Source organism: Trichormus sp. NMC-1 (genome assembly GCF_001858025.1).
In the GTDB taxonomy this organism is placed as follows: Bacteria; Cyanobacteriota; Cyanobacteriia; order Cyanobacteriales; family Nostocaceae; genus Anabaena.
The window spans coordinates 580,260-600,069 of the sequence record NZ_LZQD01000001.1 but is presented as its reverse complement, the minus strand read 5'-3'; the positions used below and the strand labels follow the sequence as shown (position 1 = coordinate 600,069).

Below are 19,810 nucleotides of genomic sequence, written 5' to 3'. Positions count from 1 at the left end.
TACCTGACTATCTGTGGAGCAAGGTCAAGGATAGTTCTCTTAAATTTAACTAAACAAACTAAACTGCGATCGCTTCTGAGCGCTTCGTTATCTCTTGGGGAAAATTTGGGTAAAAGGGATGTTTGAAAAGTCTAACTTGGGTGATGATAAAGATACACACCTACGCAGGTTTGAAAACCCTAATTTTTCGTTAGACTTTGCTTGTGTAATAGCGTATGCCTTACGAGAGCCGGAGGCTCTATTATATTCGCCATAAATTTTTAAGAAAACCTCTAACCAGAAACATATCTGTGATTATGCGCCCTATGTTAAAGTTAAAAAATGAGAAAATTATGAAAATTACTAAATGAATATAACTTTCAACAGTTTTCATGCCAGGCTATCGGCTGTTGCATCTGGGCTATTATTAAGTTTTTGGCTAAGTGGATGCAGTCTTACCGCTCCTACTGACCAGTCCCAGGTAACTGCTACGCCAAAGGCTACCAATGCTGTGAATCCTGCGAAAAAAGAGAAAAAGGTCATTCTCACAACTTTCACCGTGATTGCAGACATGGTACAAAATGTAGCGGGTGACAAGGCGATTGTGGAATCAATTGTTAAACCGGGAGCAGAAATTCACGGTTATGAACCGACACCTAGCGATTTAGTTAGGGCGAAAAAAGTTGACCTCATCTTGGATAATGGTCTGGGTTTAGAACGGTGGGCAGAGAAATATTACAACAGCGTTCCCAAAGTTCCTCACATTACTCTGAGTGCTGGCATCACACCTGTGGAAATTGCGGAGAATGCTTACAAAGGTAAACCAAATCCTCATGCTTGGATGTCACCACAAAATGCTGTGATTTATGTGGAAAATATTCGCAAAGCACTGGTAGATTTAGAACCAGCAAATGCAGATACTTACAATGCTAATGCTCAAGCATACAGCCAGAAGATTAAGGCAATTGACCAAAAATTGCGAAAAGACTTGTCAATTATTCCTCAAGATCAACGCTACATAGTCAGTTGCGAGGGTGCTTTTTCCTACATTGCCCGCGACTACGGTTTGAAAGAAGTTTATCTTTGGGCGGTAAATTCAGAACAACAAGCCACTCCTAAACAGGTGGAAAAGGTGATTAACACTGTTAAGGCAAATAAAATACCTACCATTTTCTGCGAAAGTACGGTAAATGATAAAGCCCAAAGAGAAGTTGCTAATACTACAGGTGCAAAGTTCGGTGGAGTGTTCTATGTAGATTCTCTCTCTCCAGCAGATGGGCCAGCATCAACTTATCTCAAGTTACTTGAATATAACGTAAACACTTTAATTCAAGGTTTACAGGGAAATTAGAAATAGGGAAGTGAGTTAAGGTTTTTAGTAGGGAATAAAAATTTCGCGTCTCTGCACAATCACAAATAACAAGTGACTATGAACTCAATCAGTATTGATGTTGAAAATATGACAGTTGCCTATCATGGCAAGGTGGCTCTGCATGGTGCTTCAGTCCAACTCAACGCCAGTTCAATTTGTGGATTGGTGGGAATGAATGGTAGCGGGAAATCAACGCTGTTCAAAGCAATTATGGGGTTTGTCAAGCCAACAACAGGAAGAGTGTTAATTAATGGCTTACCCATCAGAATGGTACAAAAAAATAACTTGGTGGCCTATGTGCCACAGTCAGAAGAGGTAGACTGGAATTTCCCGGTGAGTGTTCACGATGTGGTGATGATGGGGCGTTATGGCTATATGAATATACTTAGAATTCCCCAAGCTTTGGATAAACAGGTGGTGAGGGAAAGTTTGGAGAGAGTGCAAATGTGGGAAATGCGCGATCGCCAAATTGGAGAACTCTCCGGTGGACAAAAGAAACGTGCCTTTTTTGCGCGTGCTTTAGCACAACAGGGAACCATCCTATTACTAGATGAACCATTCACAGGGGTAGATATCAAAACAGAAAAAGCCATGATTGACCTATTACTAGAATTACGAGAACAAGGTCATACAATTTTGGTTTCTACCCATGATTTGGCATCAATTACCACCTTCTGTAACCAAGTCGTTTTGATCAATCGGACTATCTTAGCTTACGGCAATACTTCTGAAGTTTTCACAGCAGAAAATTTGTCTCGCACCTTTGGTGGTTCCTTGGGTGACTTGACGTTTAGTAAAAGCCTTTTAAGTCGTGAAAATCAGGAGGAAATCTAATGGAATTACTACAGTGGTTTACTGTACCTTTGCAAAATGAATTTATGGTTAAGGCAATTCTTATTAGTGCCTTAGTTGGAGTTGTTTGTTCAGTTCTATCATGTTACATGACCCTGAAAGGTTGGGCATTAATGGGGGATGCAGTTTCCCACGCGGTGATGCCTGGGGTGGTGATTGCTTATATATTGAAAATACCTTTTGCTATTGGTGCGTTTGTGTTTGGCGTAGGTTCAGTTATTGCTATTGGTTTTATCAAGTCAAAGACAAGAATTAAGGAAGATACGGTCATTGGATTGGTGTTTACTGGTTTTTTTGCCTTGGGTTTAGTGCTAGTTTCTAAAACACCAAGCAGCGTAGATTTGACACACATCTTGTTTGGTAATGTTCTGGGTATTTCTCAATCAGATATTATTCAGACTGTAATTATTAGCGTCATTACTTTGGTAGCGATTGCTATTCTACGCAAAGACCTTTTATTATTTTGTTTTGACCCCACCCATGCCCGTTCCATAGGCTTAAATACAGGAGCGCTCTACTATATTTTGCTATCTTTACTATCTTTAACTGCTGTCGCTGGACTACAAACTGTGGGGATTATTCTGGTTGTAGCGATGCTGGTGACACCCGGCGCAACTGCTTATTTATTAACAGATTGCTTTGATCATATGATGCTAATTTCTATGGCTTCTGGAGTATTTTCGAGTGTGATGGGAACTTACATTAGCTATTACATTGATGGTGCAACTGGCGGTTGTATTGTGGTGTTGCAAACTTCATTATTTGTTACAGCGATGATATTTGCACCCAAGCATGGTTTATTAGTTAGAGCCAAAAAACAGAAGGTAATTCGTAATTCGTAATTCGTAACGGAGATTTAGACCCCGCATAACATACTTGTTGCTTATAGAAACGGGGGACTTAAAGCTCCTAAATTAGTTAAATTGGTATTAGTTAGTTATAGTTAATAATGCGGCTTGGATAAACTCTAAAAGAATCGAATTTTCTGACAGGATGATCCCACTATTTAGAAAACTGAGTCAACCAATTGGTTGTTCTTGTTGTATGTACTACTCTTACTTGATTACCACTTACAGCGGTTTCCGCTCTTATGAGGTACATCTTAGCCCCCTCATCGCTTGCTCTTAGGGGGTTGGGGGTCAATACTGTTCGGTTAAGGATTTTTGTAGGTTGGGTTGAACAAAGTGAAACCCAACAAATGCCTGTAAATGTTGGGTTTCGTGCCTCAACCCAACCTACGTAATTTCATTTTTTTGAGCTTAACCGACAAGTATTGGGTTGGGGGTGGGGTTCTTGTACCTCATAACATCGGGAAGTGCTGTATTTCTAAACGCACCCAATCAGTTGATCTTTTTTGTTACTAATGAACGTATTTATGTCACAACAACTTCGATAAGGCTTTTTGTGACTTTGTATTGGCAATAAATGTGACATATTTGCTTACAGGTGTCAACCCCAGAACACGGATTTATATTTTATAAAACTTATACAAGTATCACACTTGTCTAACTCCTAATAGTGATAGAGAGTAATTGGTGTTGACTTGCTGTAAAATAGTCACAACCGTGAACTCAATAATTACTGATGCAATTAAAACTAAGGATGAATCAACCAGAGTTTGAACACATTTTCAACAAACTGACAGATCGACGCAAAGAAGTGTTGCAAAAGATACTAGCTGGCGAAACGGACGCTGATATAGCTGAAGCTATGAATATTGGAGAAGCATCTGTCAGAAAATATGTGGAAAGAATATGTTACGAATTTGGACTGAATAATGAACCTTCTGATAGTCGTCGCTACAAACGCTCAGAGCTAGTTGCGCTGTTTGCTCAACACAAACCTGAGTTAGTAACAGATCGTGAACCTAAATTTAGAAAAGAAGAAACAGGAGGAGAATCGGTAGATGAAGAAGACGTAAATATTAGTGAATCTATCTTGCGCTTGTTATCTGTTAGCAAGCATATCCTAGAGGATTTAAAGAAAGTACTAAGTCGCATTAAATTCAATGAGCAAGAAAGGAAACAAATTGCTAAATCTCTCAATGAAATAGGGCATAAAAAGTACCTCAACTATGATTTTCCCAGTGCTGTAGCTTATCTAGAATTAGCTGTTGCATTTAACCCAAGCTATGGTTTTGCTCACTATAATTTGGGAGCAGCTTATGAAAGATTAGACAATTTGAGCGGTGCTTTTGAACACTATCAAATTGCAATTAGATATAATAATCGCGCTGCTGATGCTGCTGTGAATAACTTAGCTCGTTTGGAAATTCTCCAAGGAAATAGCGCTGATGCTGTAGAAATTATTGAACCAATTTTGTCAAGGGTGAAAGATAACACAGTCAAAATTGCATTGCACAAAAATCTTGGTTGGGCATATTTTCAGCAAGATGCTTACGAGCAAGCAAAACAACATTTACTCATCTGTCTAGAATTAGAAAGTGATTATGCTCCAGCTTATTGTCTATTAGCACAAGTTCAAGAAGCGGAGGGAGATCAGCAAAGCTCTCTAGCATCATGGAGACAGTTTATTGAGTATTATTCTCATGATCAGCAAGTTAACAAAGTACCTTGGAAATTACCAGAGTTAGAAGCATGGAAGCTTTATGCTATAAGAACTCTGAAATCTTCAACTATGTGATTTACAGCAGCAGTCTGTAGGGGTTTAGGAATGCTAAACCTCTACCGCATTGCTAAATCTGTACAACAATTCTTGTTAAAGTATCTAATGGAGAGTTTCAACAAATTCGGTAAGGTGTAATATTAAATATAGTTGAGTAATTGGAAAATTATGAATTTAATTTTAACTCCACAACTTGAACAGTTTATTCAAAGTCAGGTAGAAAGTGGTAAATATTCTTCTATTGAAGATTTGATTATTACCGCTATTAAGTTATTAGAATTACAGCAAACTATTTATCAAGGTAGATTTGCCGAATTACAACGGGAAATTATGATTGGTGTAGCAGCTTCGGAATCTGGAGAAGTTGTTGATGGTGAAGCGGTTTTTCAGCAATTACAACAAAAGTTACAAATGCATCGGGAAAAAGAAATTTAGATGAATAATATTTGTCTGTTTACTATTCCCTCTTCCCTCTTCCCTCTTCCCTTCTTTATGACATGGACTCCTCTACACGCCCAAATACACCGCACCATCCGCGCACGTCGTCTATTTGAACATAAACAACGGCTATTAGTGGCTGTATCTGGTGGACAAGATTCTCTATGTTTAATTAAATTATTATTAGATTTACAACCCAAATGGCAATGGGATTTAGGTATTGCTCACTGTGATCATTGTTGGCGTGAAGACTCCCAAGCGAATGCTCACCATGTCGAAAATCTAGCTAAATTTTGGGAAACACCTTTTTATTTAGAAACGGCTAATGAACCGATAAATACTGAAGCTACAGCTAGAAATTGGCGCTATCAAGCTTTAACTAAAATTGCCCAACTTCATAATTATCAATATGTTATTACCGGACACACTGCAAGCGATCGCGCGGAAACTCTTCTTTACAACTTAATCCGTGGTACTGGTGCTGACGGTTTACAAGCCCTGACTTGGCAACGTCCACTTACTGATAACATTAGGTTAATACGTCCATTATTAGAAATTACTCGTTCCCAAACAGAGCAATTTTGCCAAGAGTTTAATTTACCAATTTGGCAAGATTCGACAAATCAAGATTTTAAATATGCGCGAAATCGGATTCGCCAGGAATTATTACCATATTTACAAACAAATTTCAACCCCAAAGTAGAGTTAAATTTAGCTCAAACAGCCGAACTGTTACAAGCAGAAGTGGAATATTTAGAACAAGCAGCCCACAAATTGCGACAAGATGCGATGGAGGAAAAGATAAATAATCATTTAAACCATTCCTTGAGGCTAAATCGGCAAATATTAAAAACAGCACCCTTAGCAATACAACGCCGTGTCATGCGTCAGGTACTGCAAGAAATACTTCCTGATGCTCCCAACTTTGAACATATCGAGAAATTAACGGCTTTAATTACCGCCTCCAACCGTTCCCAAACTGATCCTTTTCCTGGTGGTGTGATAGCGATCGTACAAGGTGACTATATTTGTATCCACCAGCAAAGATGAAGAACACGGGGACGTGGAGACGCGGGAAGAGCATTCAGACAGGGATGGAAACCCCGACTGAATACAACCCACTAAGATGCGGCTACTTCCGACAGATTAATTAAACTCTGGATAGTCTGACGCATTTCAGTAATAGTCTGAAGATGAGAATCACCACTTTCTTGAACGTGAGTTAAAGAATCCGCAATTGCTTGCAGGCGATCCCGTAATCCATCCAAGATATCTTGAATTGGCTGTAGCGCTTCTTGATAGAGATTTACCTTAGCCCAGCATTCAGCCGTTGCTGTTTGCAAATTGAGTAATTGTTCTTCTATCGTTTTGAGTTCTTGGCGCTTTTCCTCTAGATCATCGGTTTGATTACCAATTGCTCCCTGTATCATCTCCATATCTACAAGCAACTGCGAAATCTCACTTTCTAGCTTCTGCACTTCTTGGGACTGTTGTTGTCGTTGGCTATCAATTTGCAAAAGAATTGACCCTAAATTAATTGTGTTATCCCCAGGAGAATTGACAACAGTCTGTCCTTGTCGTTGTTGCAGTATAGTTTGGTGTTGAGAGAGAGTTTGCTGCCGCTCTAGTAAATTGCGGCGTTGTCCTACCAAACTCTCATTGAGCATTTGGGAGAGGACAGTTTCATCTCCTAATTCTAGTTCTAAATTTTTTAAATCTTCCCCAGATGCCTGTTGGATCTTTGTTTGCAGTTCTTCTATAGCTTCTTGTTTGTAATTTAGTTCTTGTTCTTGATCTTGAACGAAACTAGAATCGATTTCTAATTTATCCTGCAAGTCCTGGACAATTTTTTGCAGTTCTTCAAGGGGCATTTTTTGCAAAGTTTCCACATCAACTTGCTGTCCAAAAACCACATTACCAACTGTTGCTACCAAGGCATGGGTTTGTTGGTATAAATTTTCTTGGTTTTGCAACTGTTCTTTGAGTATGGCCGCAAATTCTTGTTTGTTGTCAAGTGTTGCCGTAGATAGTTTTAACTGACTGATTTGTTGCTCCCAAGAATTTTGTACTTGTTGAAGTTCAGTTTGGCGATCGCGCAAAGTGCGTGACAATTGTTCAACTTTCCCTTGTTGTTGTTGAGCTAAACCGCGTTGCAACTCTAGTTGTTGCCAATGTGGGTTCAGAACTGCTTGTTGCTGTTCTACGAGTTCAAAGGCAAAATTGAGATTTTCTTGTAGTGTTCCAGTAGAACTAACACCATTAGACAAGCGCTCAAGTAAATCAGTAATTATCTGACTTTGCCCTGCATCCAAAAATGTTCCTTGTTGGGTATCTACTTTGCTCTCATCAAGACGACGCTGCTCTCCCCGGAGATGCTCCCAAGCGCCTTCTAGTTCCTGCCGATTCCGTTCCAGTTCTGCCCGCAACTGTTCAATTTGCTCACGGTTGGTATCAACCTCCTGTTTTTGTGTTTCTAAACGTTGAACATCATTTTCCAGTTGTTCAACTTCTTCCAAGCGCGATTCCATCTCCATTTCTCGGCGATTTAGCTCTTGGACTTGAAACATCAGTGACTGCTTCCACTGGTCAATTTCATCTTCTTTGAGCTTAAATTTTTCCACTTGACGGGAAAAATTCTGCAAAATGTTCACTAGGGGGCGGCCAGCCTCTTGAATCCGCTGTACCTGACGATTCGGACTCAGTTCTACTAGTACCAGTCCGCCATCATTTAATTTATTTCCATCCTCATAAGCAATAGTTTCCTCAGACACAGTACTCCAATTCTGGTCGCTTCGTTGACAGGCCAGTAGTTTTAGTTCCGTTTTGGAACCCCCACCGAGTAAGCCGCCTTTCTGCTTTTGTACTTCTGCTAAATACAGCACACCGTTAGTCCTTTTGATGCACTTTACGTCCGGGTTTTGGGATATACCTGAGATTATTCTGTTAAATTGTTTTGTTTAACCTAAGTTTAGCAGCACAAGATAGACAAAACTACTTATGGAAGTGATATTTCACATCTTGATATATCTTGATATTTGGTAGACGCGGTTAAGTCGCATCTTTTATATCCTGTATTCATGATAGTGATTATGACTACCGTAAGATCACTAACTTTGTCAAATATCGCTCACAAAAGCTTTATCTTTGGCTTGCCCAAATGCTGATATAAAGAATAGTCTTGCCAGTATAATACCTCATTTGCCTACTGGAAACATGAAAAAGCTGAACTTCACAATTGTCAGCGTTAAGCAGTGAGCTTATATCAATTCACTCGATTAAAGCTACAAATGAAATTCTGCGTTTATGCGTTCATGTATGCGTATAAACTTGAAACGAAAAAGAATTATGCCTAATAGCTGTAGCACGATTCAAACAAGTTTGAGTCTATCACGAAGTAAACGTCATATACCAAATGATTGCAGAATGCTGATAGTTGATAGATAAACGCTGATTCATAATTAATCAAGTATTCTTAACTAGATGCCAAGGAGTGCTTTTTAGCTAAATGCAAGGAAATTTAAGCGAGATTGATATTTGCAGTATCTTACAACTGATCGAGTTAGGACAACGAACTGGCCAGTTGTGGGTAGAAGCTCACAGTTCTTACCAAAGTCATAAACTGAGCGAAGAAGATATTTCCCAACATCGTCCTTCCTGGGAGAGCAAACCACAGTCTTGGTTTGTATTTTTCTTAAACGGTCAAATAGTTTATTGTCAAGCTGGGGAAAGTAGTTTATCTCGGATTGATGATTACTTACGTCATTACCGAATCGATAAGCGACTTAATAACATACAACTTGCTACCCTAGAATCAACAAATTCTCCGGAGTATGCTTATCTCTGGGCGCTCTTGGAACATAATATTATCACCCCAAAAGTAGCGCGGAATATCATTCATGGGTTAGTGCATGAGACACTATTTGATCTACTGAGTTTACACCAGGGTAGTTTCATTTTTGATTTAGGTACAGCACTTGTTCCCCAATTAACTAGCTTGGAAATTACTATTCTAGTCACAAAAATTACAAAGCAGGTGCAAGAGTGGAAGCAGCTATATCCACATATTCAATCACCAGAACAGTTACCAGTTCTAGCTGACATAGCTAGATTGAATGACTCACTACCAGCATCAACAGTGAATAAATTACAACATTGGGCAGATGGGAAAACCTCCCTACGTCAACTGGCTCGCTATCTCAACCGTGATATATTAACCGTTGCCAAAGCCATATATCCTTACGTACAACAAGGTTGGTTGCAATTAGTATATTCAGCCACCTCCAGCCATAATGTCAAAATTGAAACTTGGGAGCAAGTAGACAAACGCAAAAAGCGGATAGTTTGTATTGAAGATGCGATCGCAATCTGCGAAACTATAGAGTCAATCTTGAAACCACAAGGGTATGAAGCGATTTCTATCACCAAACCTTTAGAAGCTTTGAGCTTAGTGTTTCAACTTAAACCGGATTTAATTTTATGCGACATTGCCATGCCGGAATTAGACGGATATGAGATTTGTGCCATGCTGCGACATTCTAGAGCATTTCGGCTGGTACCAATTATCATGCTGACGGGAAAAGAAGGATTTATTGATCGCGTCAGAGCTAGGATGATTGGAGCTACAGATTATTTAACAAAGCCTTTTGTAGACACTGAATTACTGATGCTGGTAGAAAAATATATCAACATAGATTCTGTTGTGGGAATATAAACAGAATACAAGACTTGTGGATTTGCTCAAACATAGGGTAAAAAATGTTATCACAGAATCAGCTAACCCCAGTAAAACATCCAGATTCAGTAAATTAGTGCAATAGTAGAATTAATTTATACAATTAATATTTTGTTAGGGAATCAGGAAATATTCCAGAAAGGAAAGTCTAAATCAGGAGGTAGATAGGCATTTATGAGTACAGTTCTGATTGTGGAAGACAGTATTGCCCAAAGGGAGATGATTACAGACCTCCTCAAAGCCAGTGGCTTAACAGTTACCCATGCTTGTGACGGATTAGAAGCTTTAGAAGCAATTCAAAGCACACCTCCAGATTTAGTAGTCTTGGATATTGTCATGCCCCGGATGAACGGTTACGAACTTTGTCGGCGATTAAAGTCCGATCCGAAAACCCAAAATGTCCCAGTAGTGATGTGTTCTTCCAAAGGTGAAGAATTTGATCGTTACTGGGGCATGAAACAAGGGGCTGATGCTTACATCGCCAAACCGTTTCAACCAACCGAGTTGGTAGGAACAGTCAAACAACTGCTGCGGGGATAGGAATGACAACAACATGGTCAGCAAACCAGACTTTTTAACTGGCAGTGGTCAAGACCAATTTCGTCCAGAATTACAACTAGAAAGTCCTGAAGGTGAGTTACATTTGCGGTTTTACATTTCTTCTACTCAGGAGTTTGCATTACCAGCAACTGGCATTCGGGAGGTGATTGAACTAAGTCCTGATCGTATCACCCCAATTCCTAATGTTTCTCCATTACTTTTAGGTACTCTCAATTTACGAGGGCGATTAATTTGGGTAGCAGATTTGGGTCAATTTCTGGGGGAAAGAACGGCATTAAACACGGATCGGTCTGAGATACCAGTAATTGCTATTGAAGATCAAGACATCATAGTAGGCTTAGGAGTAGAAGAAATCTGTGGTATGGACTGGCTTGATGTACAGTATCTGATGCCACCAAATAACGTACCAGATACTATGGCTCCTTTTTTGCGTGGCGAATGGTTAGATACTACAAAAAATAAGTATCTGCGACTAATCGATCAAACAGCAATTTTGCGAAGTGCGCGGTGGGCAGGATGAAGTCGGGAGGGCGGAAATGGCAATAAATATAAATGATGATAATTCAACATATCAACAGGCAATGACAGCCTATGTCCAAGGCAACTATGAAGTTGCCGCTACTTTAGTAGATCAAGTGGTGCAAAATTTTCCAGATGACCCCAACTCTCATTTGTTGAGGGGGCATACATACTACGTTTTGCAGCAGTACGATATCGCTAAAGCAGAATATCAAAAGGTGTTGGATTTTACAGATGATCAAGAAATCATTGGTTTTGCCAATAATGGGCTGGAAAATATCAATATATACCTACAGGCATTAGAATCTGATGAACTGACAGAAGAGCCTAGTGGGCTAAAAAATGCTGGGGAAATATCCAATGGTCAAGTAACTGGTGAGTTAGAATTACTAGATTTGGGAGTTGATGGAGAGTTGGTTAACACCAGCTTTGATCTGAATTCTTTTGGTGATTATCAACCAGCAGAGGATGCTCTGGAAGATATATCTGTGAGTAATCCTTTTAATACCTCCGTAGAGAATACAGAATTTCGCCCCGCACCAAATAACTCAGTAGCTTTTAGCGATGACCCCTTTGCCCTAGATCAACAATTTCTAGAGCCAGCAGAAAATAGCGGTGAAGCATCAGAAGCTTTAGAGTTACCTTCTTTCTGGCAAGAAGATAATTCCCAACTCGATCTGGAACAATCCTTCGGGAATAGTCCTTTCGCAGACTTTGATCTGAATTCAGCTAACGAAAATTTAGCAATTAGTGAAGAGGATATTCATTCACATTTTGGAAAAATTAATTTACCACTTAACAATACCTGGCAACCTACGCCTGAATTATTGAGGGAAGAAGATTCGCCAGAATTGGAAGAGATGAGTATGGGGAATTTGAACTTCTCCAATGATAGTCAGGAAGATATGCTGATAGTTGCCGAACCAGAAATTAACAATGGTTTGACAACTAATAATTTAAGTGACAGTAATGAAGATATATCTTTGGACAGCCCTGATAATTGGTTAAATCAGATCCCAGAGGAAACAAACTCTGCACCATTGCCCAACTTAAATCATCAAGTTTCCTCATCTTTGAACAGCAATTTGCCTGTGCATGACCAGCAGGTTAATGTCAAGAGTTATCAGGAGCCAAATCACTTTGATCATGAAAGTTTCGATTTAGAAGCATTTGAAGAGGCTTTTGGCTCAGAAAACTTCTCAGAGCATGAAGATAACAATAGTATCGTCAGTGGAGAAAATTCTCAAAACAATAACGAAATTAGGTTTTTAGACGACTTTGGGGACTTTGGGGACTTTGACGACATTGGTAGTATTCCCAACTTTGATGTGACAGGAGATTCTGACTTTAGTGATAGAACAGAATCTGAATTACGGGAAAACAGGGATAGTATGACCAGTAGTTTTACTGACAGTTTCTCCAGTAATAGCATTGCTGATCGGGATGAAGAGTTCACAATTACAGGGTCGCAAGATGCCGTTGCGGTATTTACTCAGTCAGATGTTCCCAAGCTAGAACCTAACGTCAGTGTTGATCAAGGCTTGTTTGGATTCTTTGAGAATGCCTCTCTAGAGAAAAAGCAATGGTACATTGCTGGGGCTGTGGGCTTAACCTCAGCAGTAGTAGCAGCTTTAATCAGCTTTGGAGCTACTTCATTTTCGCCAACTTCACAACGAGAATCTGTCAGGAATACAGGCTGGGCAATGGCTTTAGCCGCTGGCTTGGCAGGTGGAGCGACAGCAGGCTTTATGGGCAATCTCACCCTCAAGCAAATTCGCCGAACTACCAAGGATCTACAAGCTCAGTTTGATGCTGTGCGGGAAGGAAATCTGAATGTTCAAGCTACAGTTTACTCAGAAGACGAATTAGGATACTTAGCTACCAGCTTCAATGATATGTCGCGGGTAATTTTCACAACTACTAATGAGGCGCAACGGAAAGCAGTTGAACAAGAAGAAGCCAAAGAAAACCTACAACGCCAAGTAATTCGTCTTTTAGACGATGTGGAAGGTGCCGCTAGGGGAGATTTAACCGTGCAAGCAGAGGTGACAGCCGATGTCCTAGGAGCCGTAGCTGATGCCTTTAACCTGACAATTCAAAACCTACGGGATATTGTCCAACAGGTGAAAGTAGCTGCACGGGAAGTAACCAAAGGTTCAACTAATTCAGAAACCTTTGCCAGAGCCTTATCCGGTGATGCTTTGCGCCAAGCAGAAGAGTTGGCTGTGACTTTGAATTCCGTACAAGTGATGACCGAATCGATCCAACGGGTAGCAGTGGCAGCAAAAGAAGCAGAAACTGTAGCCCGTGATGCCAGTGCGATCGCCCTCAAAGGCGGCGAAGCAGTAGAAAATACCGTGGCTGGGATTTTGGAAATTCGGGAAACAGTCGCCGAAACTACCCGCAAAGTCAAGCGATTAGCAGAATCTTCCCAAGAAATCAACTCGATTATCGCCTTGGTTTCCCAAATTGCTTCTCGCACCAACTTATTGGCACTCAATGCTAGTATTGAGGCAGCCAGAGCAGGAGAAGCAGGTCGTGGATTTGCAATCGTAGCCGATGAAGTCCGCCAGTTAGCAGATAGATCTGCCAAATCTTTAAAAGAAATCGAACAAATAGTCATGCAAATTCAGAGCGAAACTAGTTCTGTAATGACTGCAATGGAAGAAGGCACACAACAAGTAATTCAAGGGACAAAACTAGCAGAAGAAGCCAAGCGATCGCTCGAAAACATCATTGAAGTTGCTAAACATATTGACACTTTGGTGCGCTCAATTACCAGCGACACTGTAGAACAGACGGAAACCTCCCGTGCTGTAGCTCAGGTGATGCAATCAGTAGAACTTACAGCCCAAGAAACTTCTCAAGAAGCACAGCGAGTTTCTGGCGCACTACAGCACTTAGTGGGTGTATCCCGCGACTTAATCGCCTCTGTGGAACGCTTCCGAGTGGAGACTATTGAAACTAGGTAAAGGATGAAGTATAAAGTATAGCCGTGGACAGGGTAGTTAGGACATCAATTGATAATGAAACTCCCACTACAAGAGGGTTTTACTCCTGACTCCTGACTCCTGACTCCTGACTCCTGACTCCTGACTCCTGACTCCTGACTCCTGACTCCTGACTCCTGACTCCTGACTCCTGACTCCTGACTCCTGACTCCTGACTCCTGACTCCTGACTCCTGACTCCTGACTCCTGACTCCTGACTCCTGACTCCTGACTCCTGACTCCTGACTCCTGACTCCTGACTCCTGACTCCTGACTCCTGACTCCTGACTCCTGACTCCTGACTCCTGACTCCTGACTCCTGACTCCTGACTCCTGACTCCTGACTCCTGACTCCTGACTCCTGACTCCTGACTCCTGACTCCTGACTCCTGACTCCTGACTCCTGACTCCTGACTCCTGACTCCTGACTCCTGACTCCTGACTCCTGACTCCTGACTCCTGACTCCTGACTCCTGACTCCTGCTATATGAAGTATAATTTATACTTCAGACTTAATCTATTCCTAAGTTTCTCATGTAGAGTACGGGGATTTACCGCTTATATCATTCATCCTTTCTTCTTATGCAGATGCAGCCGGAACAACAACAGCGGATTTTGGGTTATTTTATCGAAGAAGCTAGAGAACACCTGAATACCATCGAACAGGGGTTATTGAAGCTTCAAGATACCCTGAATGACCCAGAAATGATCAACGAAGTCTTCCGGGCTGCTCACTCCATCAAAGGAGGAGCGGCCATGCTGGGGTTGAGTAGTATCCAGCACACGTCTCACCGCCTCGAAGATTGTTTCAAAGTTCTCAAAGAACATCCAGTTAAAGTTGACCAAAAGTTAGAGTCACTGTTTCTTGGTGTTGCGGATACATTGAGATCTTTATTAGACCATCTTAGCAGTCCCTTTGGTCTTTCAGAAGAAACGGCGAATACCTTGATGTCAGAAACTGAACCAGTCTTTGAATGGCTGATTCAGCATTTAGAACTACTTGTACAACCAGGGAGTAATGCAGCCCCAATTGCTGAATACCCAACCATAATCCAGATGCTTCCTATAGCTATGGTTTCGGCATCTACCAAACTTCAACCTCAAGCTCCTGTATCAATACCACAAGTACAGAAACCTCTGGTAGCAGAGAGTAGAAATGATCATCGGTCAGAATTTCAAAACCAGGTGCTGCAATCCCTGCGGGAAATGTTGCAACTGTTTAAACAAAGTACCACACCATCATCACGAGAACAGCTTCAGGAATGCTGTCACCAGTTAGTAAAACTGGGTGAAAAATTAAATTTGCCCAATTGGTGCAGTTTATCTCAATCAGCAGCCAATGCGATCGCTAATCCCGACAATAGCTATCTGACTTTAGCCAAAATCGTGATTACGGAAATCAAACAAGCCCAAGAATTAGTTCTGCAAGGAAAAGAAGCCCAAATCACCACTAGTCCCCAACTAGAAGCACTGGAACTGCTGCCAGAATTGAAGTTATTAGAACTAAATTTTGATTCCGTTGATGAACAACCACAAGCAGTAACAGAATCTTTGCCGCTAGAAGAAAGCAGCACAATTATATTTGCACCAACAGAAGAACTAAACTTAGCCGCAATCAGCGATGTCTCGGTTGATCTATCAGAGATAACAATTTCTCACCCCTTCTTCACTCATCAAGACGAAACACTCAACGGCAATAGTAATATTATTGACGCTGAGGGACTGGAAGTAGGCGCTGCCGAGTTACATACTCTAGCTGATATATTTAAAGACGATACTCTCGACATAGATAGAACTTGGCAACAACCAGAAATACCCTATACCAATATCCATCAATTAGGAATTAGTAACGGTGATTTAGAAAATGATGATAACGATTTAGAAGAATTCATGTTATTTGAGTCTAAAAATCATAATCGTCGTCAAAATCTTCCCCATATTACAGAAGACCTAACCCTATTATTTGATGATATCTTTTTAGAAACAGACATTTTAGAACCGAAAAATCAAACTACAGAAACTAATAATATTGTTAGTGCATTAGACTTTTTCCCAGCTGATGTTGCCAATGAAGAATCGACAGTAACTGCTAAGGAATTGCCTCAGTTACCTGTAGAAATCCCTCCTAGCAATGTCAATATGAATCAGGGAGAAACCGACATATTCTCACTGGTATTCGACAAAAATGAATCATTGTTTACAGAGGAAGTCACTTCAGCACCACTAGAAACTATTCCCACCACAGAAGTATCTAACATATCTAAAAATAGTTTTGATGACTTCTTATCAGCAGCTACGAATACCGCTCCTCTAGAAGAACTTACCTCTAGTGACACCATAGACTCAGAAGTAACCCAATCTCAACCAGAAAGCTTGTCTTTAGACAATCTGTTTGATGAATTAGAAAACAATACAATCCCAGCAATTGATGATTCCGCCGTTGATGATATATTTGCTATATCAGCAACAACAGCAACAGAAGTTTCCACTGCGTCAGACGATTTCAACAACTTCTGGAACTATACAGAGGCAGCACCAATACAGGAAATAGCTGTAGTTGAGCAAAATGTGGCTAGGGAATTAGAAGAAAGTATATTTGCATCTGCATCTGAAGAAGCTTTAGGTGATAGTCAGCATTCCTTCCTGTTTGACATCGCAGAAGAAGAACAAGTAGGAGATATCATATTCACACCAGATGCTGGGGATGACTTCTTTACTAATTTTGGTTCTTCCTTCAGCATTGATGATGGTGAATTGTCCTTACCAGAAATTCAGAGTTTCTCGCAAGAGCTAGAAGCGGTGGACTTCGTCCCAGAATTTACTAACCAGTCTCTGGAAACATTAATTGATCTGGAACTAGATGTGTTTGCGAGTTTTGAAGACAACAGTCAGAATTTATCAGTTCCCTTAGAGGATATAGCCGTAACTCACTCAGCTAATATTCAGCAGGACACCATAGATATTAGTCTGATTGACGAGACAGAGGTGAGCGAAACCTTGGTAAATGCCTCAGAATTCACAGCAATAAATGTGCCGGAAACAGGAATATTAAATTTAATTGTTGATTTACCAGAGACAACAAATCAAGAAGAGTTAATTGCTAATATTCACAGTCATGAATTGGGAGATAGTCAATCAGCAGAAAGTATCAACACAGCCTTAGATTTTGATTTCTCAGGGTTCAGTTGGGAAGAAGACGAAATCACAGCAGATGCATCAGCAGAACAGGGAGTGGTGAGTGAGACAGATGAAACTCACCTGATGTTTGAGGAAGAAAAGACTGAAGAACTAGAAGTAGAAACGACAGCAGCCGATACCGATGAAAATGAGTTATCTTTCCCAGATGAATTTGCCTTTTTAGACGCATTACTAGATGATCCATTAGAATGCGTTACCAATTCTGTCTCAATGCCAGACTCAGATTTTGCAGCTTTAGAAGCATTGCTGGATAATGATTTTGAAGCAACAGAAATACCTCAAGAGCGGCCAGCAGTGACTCCATCGGTATTAGCAAAATCTGACAATGCTGGTTTAGCCTCAGAAAAAGTTGATGACTTTGATGAATTGGAAGAACTGCTGAGAAAAGCGGATCAAACAATGAATGCCCAAGGGAAAAGTCCCAAATCCAACAGCAGCAAAACACAACGTCCTAATAGTCGTCGTGTGACTAGAGAAGAAAGCATGAAGATTCCAGTTAAGCAACTGGATGAGATGAGTAACTTAGTTGGGGAGTTGGTAGTCAATCGCAATACATTAGAACAGGATCATGAACGTCTGCGGCAGTCATTAGATAACTTGCTGATTCAAGTACAACATCTCTCAGATGTAGGAGGGAGGATGCAGGAGTTGTACGAGCGATCGCTATTAGAAGCCTCTCTCCTTAGCAGCCGCAGCCGCTCCAAAGGACACAGCCACTCATCAGGAAATTCTCAAGATCGGGGTTTTAGTGAGCTAGAAATGGATCATTTTACCCTGTTCCATACATTATCCCAAGAGACAATAGAGTTCATTGTCCGAGTCCGTGAGTCAGCCAGTGATATTGACTTTGTCACCGAAGAAACCGAGCGGGTAGCCAGGCAATTCCGCCAAGTCACAACTCAGCTACAAGAAGGACTGACTAGAGCGCGAATGGTACCTTTTGCTCAAGCTATAGATCGCTTGCGCCGAGGTGTACGCGATAACGGTATCAAGTGTGGCAAACAAGTAGAGTTGGTGACAGAAGGTGCAGACACATTAATTGACAAGATGATTTTAGATCATCTGACTGACCCGCTCACTCATATGCTCAATAATGCGATCGCTCACGGTATTGAAACTCCAGAAGTAAGACAAGCTGCTGGCAAATCACCCATAGGCATCATTACCATCCGTGCTTTCTACCAAGGAAACCAAACTGTAATTTCTGTAGCTGATGACGGCGCAGGAATCAATCACGAAAAAGTTAAAATCAAGGCGATTGAGAAAGGTGAAATTACACCAGAAGATGCTCAAAGTATGACTCGCCAAGAAGTTTATGAACTTTTGTTCCTGCCTAGTTTTAGCACTGCCGATGAAATCGATGATATCAAAGGTCGGGGTGTAGGCATGAACGTAGTTGAGAACAACATTAACGAAATTCGCGGCACAGTTACCACTGACTCCACCCTTGGCAAAGGAACCACTTTCACCATTCGTCTACCACTCACCCTCAGTATCTGTAAAGCTCTCTGCTGCGTCTCCGATAAGTCAAGAATCGCCTTTCCCATGGACGGAGTAGAAGACACACTAGATATTGCCGAAACCGATATTCAGCAAGATGCTGATGGACAATCATTTATTTATTGGCGGGATACAGTCTTACCATTCCGACCTTTGAAGGAAATTTTAGCCTTTAATCGCCAGATTAGTCGCGGTAGCGTCTATAGCGCCACCAGAGAAGATGACATGGTTTCTGTAGTTGTAGTCCGTTCAGGAAATACAATGGTTGCTCTACAGATTGACCAAGTACTCAGTGAACAAGAAATTGTGATTAAGCAATTTGAAGGGCCTGCTCCCAAACCTAGCGGTGTGGCTGGTGCTACAGTTCTCGGAGATGGTCGCATTATGCCCATTGCCGACGTTTTGGAAATCATTGACATCTTCCAAGGTAAGATGTCCAAACAAATTGGTGGCGGTTCTTGGCAACGGAAAACTGCTCCTTCGCTCCCTGAAACTCTGGAGGCTAAAATTGAGCCAACAGTGCTGATTATCGATGACTCCATTACTGTTCGGGAGTTGCTTTCTCTTACCTTTACTAAGGCGGGTTATCGCGTTGAACAGGCGCGTGATGGTCAGGAAGCTTGGGATAAGCTCCGTTCCGGACTTCCCTGTGATATCGTCTTCTGCGACATCGAAATGCCTCGCTGTGATGGACTAGAATTGCTATCACGCATCCAGAAAGATAGTACTCTTAACCACTTGCCTATTGCCATGCTCACCTCACGGGGTGCAGACAAACATCGACAAATGGCAGTTCAACTCGGTGCTAGTGGTTACTTTACTAAGCCTTATCTCGAAGAAGCACTTTTAGAAGCAGCTTCAAGAATGTTGAAAGGGGAAAAACTTGTGATGGCTTAAGTGGATGTAGGATTTGACAAGCTCACCGACCTGTTGCTTGCCGCCGAAGGCTAGGTGCGGGGAAACACTTGACGCTTCACTGACTGATACTAAGCGTTGCTAGTCTGATTCTGTCTGGAGCGTCCGTTTAGAGTCGTGGCAATGCCC

12 protein-coding genes are annotated in these 19,810 nt (G+C 41.2%); 11 read left to right on the top strand and 1 reads right to left on the bottom strand.

The features are described 5' to 3' along the window. The first annotated feature begins 346 nt into the window (after nt 1-346). The 6 genes from A9Y75_RS02645 to tilS all read left to right on the top strand — a co-directional run bounded on the left by A9Y75_RS02645 (nt 347) and on the right by tilS (nt 6,316). Nucleotides 347-1,330 carry a metal ABC transporter substrate-binding protein gene (locus A9Y75_RS02645; RefSeq protein ID WP_071187952.1) on the top strand — a complete coding sequence of 328 codons (984 nt, stop codon included), beginning with the start codon at nt 347-349 and terminating at the stop codon, nt 1,328-1,330. 78 nt (nt 1,331-1,408) lie between these two features. Further along, nucleotides 1,409-2,185, top strand: coding sequence for a metal ABC transporter ATP-binding protein (locus tag A9Y75_RS02640; protein ID WP_071187951.1), 777 nt, complete (start codon nt 1,409-1,411; stop codon nt 2,183-2,185). Further along, nucleotides 2,185-3,045, top strand: coding sequence for a metal ABC transporter permease (locus tag A9Y75_RS02635; RefSeq protein WP_071187949.1), 861 nt, complete (start codon nt 2,185-2,187; stop codon nt 3,043-3,045). Before A9Y75_RS02640 ends, A9Y75_RS02635 begins: the two co-directional genes overlap by 1 nt. Before the next feature lie 742 nt (nt 3,046-3,787). Further along, nucleotides 3,788-4,846 (top strand): LuxR C-terminal-related transcriptional regulator, encoded by a 1,059-nt coding sequence (locus A9Y75_RS02630; protein ID WP_236721308.1) that lies wholly within the window; start codon nt 3,788-3,790, stop codon nt 4,844-4,846. Between the two features lie 150 nt (nt 4,847-4,996). Then, nucleotides 4,997-5,263, top strand: coding sequence for a type II toxin-antitoxin system ParD family antitoxin (locus A9Y75_RS02625; protein ID WP_071187945.1), 267 nt, complete (start codon nt 4,997-4,999; stop codon nt 5,261-5,263). Between the two features lie 57 nt (nt 5,264-5,320). After that, nucleotides 5,321-6,316: a tRNA lysidine(34) synthetase TilS gene (gene tilS / locus A9Y75_RS02620; RefSeq protein ID WP_071188797.1), complete on the top strand. Its 996-nt coding sequence runs from the start codon at nt 5,321-5,323 to the stop codon at nt 6,314-6,316. Between the two features lie 71 nt (nt 6,317-6,387). Here tilS and hmpF read toward each other — a convergent pair whose 3' ends face one another. Further along, nucleotides 6,388-8,148, bottom strand: coding sequence for a pilus motility taxis protein HmpF (hmpF, locus tag A9Y75_RS02615; RefSeq protein WP_071187944.1), 1,761 nt, complete (start codon nt 8,146-8,148; stop codon nt 6,388-6,390). A 623-nt stretch (nt 8,149-8,771) separates the two neighbouring features. Between hmpF and A9Y75_RS02610 the strand changes: the two genes are divergently transcribed. The 5 genes from A9Y75_RS02610 to A9Y75_RS02590 all read left to right on the top strand — a co-directional run bounded on the left by A9Y75_RS02610 (nt 8,772) and on the right by A9Y75_RS02590 (nt 19,663). Continuing rightward, entirely contained in the window at nt 8,772-9,977 is a 1,206-nt protein-coding gene (locus A9Y75_RS02610; RefSeq protein ID WP_071187942.1) for a response regulator, read from the top strand. A 195-nt stretch (nt 9,978-10,172) separates the two neighbouring features. Further along, entirely contained in the window at nt 10,173-10,538 is a 366-nt protein-coding gene (locus A9Y75_RS02605) for a response regulator (protein WP_071187941.1), read from the top strand. Between the two features lie 13 nt (nt 10,539-10,551). After that, nucleotides 10,552-11,079: a chemotaxis protein CheW gene (locus A9Y75_RS02600; protein WP_071187939.1), complete on the top strand. Its 528-nt coding sequence runs from the start codon at nt 10,552-10,554 to the stop codon at nt 11,077-11,079. A gap of 16 nt (nt 11,080-11,095) precedes the next feature. Then, a complete protein-coding gene (locus A9Y75_RS02595; protein WP_071187937.1) occupies nt 11,096-14,050 on the top strand; it encodes a methyl-accepting chemotaxis protein in 2,955 nt (984 codons plus the stop codon). 606 nt (nt 14,051-14,656) lie between these two features. Further along, nucleotides 14,657-19,663: a response regulator gene (locus A9Y75_RS02590; protein WP_071188796.1), complete on the top strand. Its 5,007-nt coding sequence runs from the start codon at nt 14,657-14,659 to the stop codon at nt 19,661-19,663. The last annotated feature ends 147 nt before the right edge of the window (nt 19,664-19,810 follow it).

Coding starts and splice junctions, on each gene's coding strand:
- A9Y75_RS02645 (WP_071187952.1), top strand. CDS start 347: ATGAATATAACTTTCAACAGTTTTCATGCCAGGCTATCGGCTGTTGCA.
- A9Y75_RS02640 (WP_071187951.1), top strand. CDS start 1,409: ATGAACTCAATCAGTATTGATGTTGAAAATATGACAGTTGCCTATCAT.
- A9Y75_RS02635 (WP_071187949.1), top strand. CDS start 2,185: ATGGAATTACTACAGTGGTTTACTGTACCTTTGCAAAATGAATTTATG.
- A9Y75_RS02630 (WP_236721308.1), top strand. CDS start 3,788: ATGCAATTAAAACTAAGGATGAATCAACCAGAGTTTGAACACATTTTC.
- A9Y75_RS02625 (WP_071187945.1), top strand. CDS start 4,997: ATGAATTTAATTTTAACTCCACAACTTGAACAGTTTATTCAAAGTCAG.
- tilS (WP_071188797.1), top strand. CDS start 5,321: ATGACATGGACTCCTCTACACGCCCAAATACACCGCACCATCCGCGCA.
- A9Y75_RS02610 (WP_071187942.1), top strand. CDS start 8,772: ATGCAAGGAAATTTAAGCGAGATTGATATTTGCAGTATCTTACAACTG.
- A9Y75_RS02605 (WP_071187941.1), top strand. CDS start 10,173: ATGAGTACAGTTCTGATTGTGGAAGACAGTATTGCCCAAAGGGAGATG.
- A9Y75_RS02600 (WP_071187939.1), top strand. CDS start 10,552: ATGGTCAGCAAACCAGACTTTTTAACTGGCAGTGGTCAAGACCAATTT.
- A9Y75_RS02595 (WP_071187937.1), top strand. CDS start 11,096: ATGGCAATAAATATAAATGATGATAATTCAACATATCAACAGGCAATG.
- A9Y75_RS02590 (WP_071188796.1), top strand. CDS start 14,657: ATGCAGCCGGAACAACAACAGCGGATTTTGGGTTATTTTATCGAAGAA.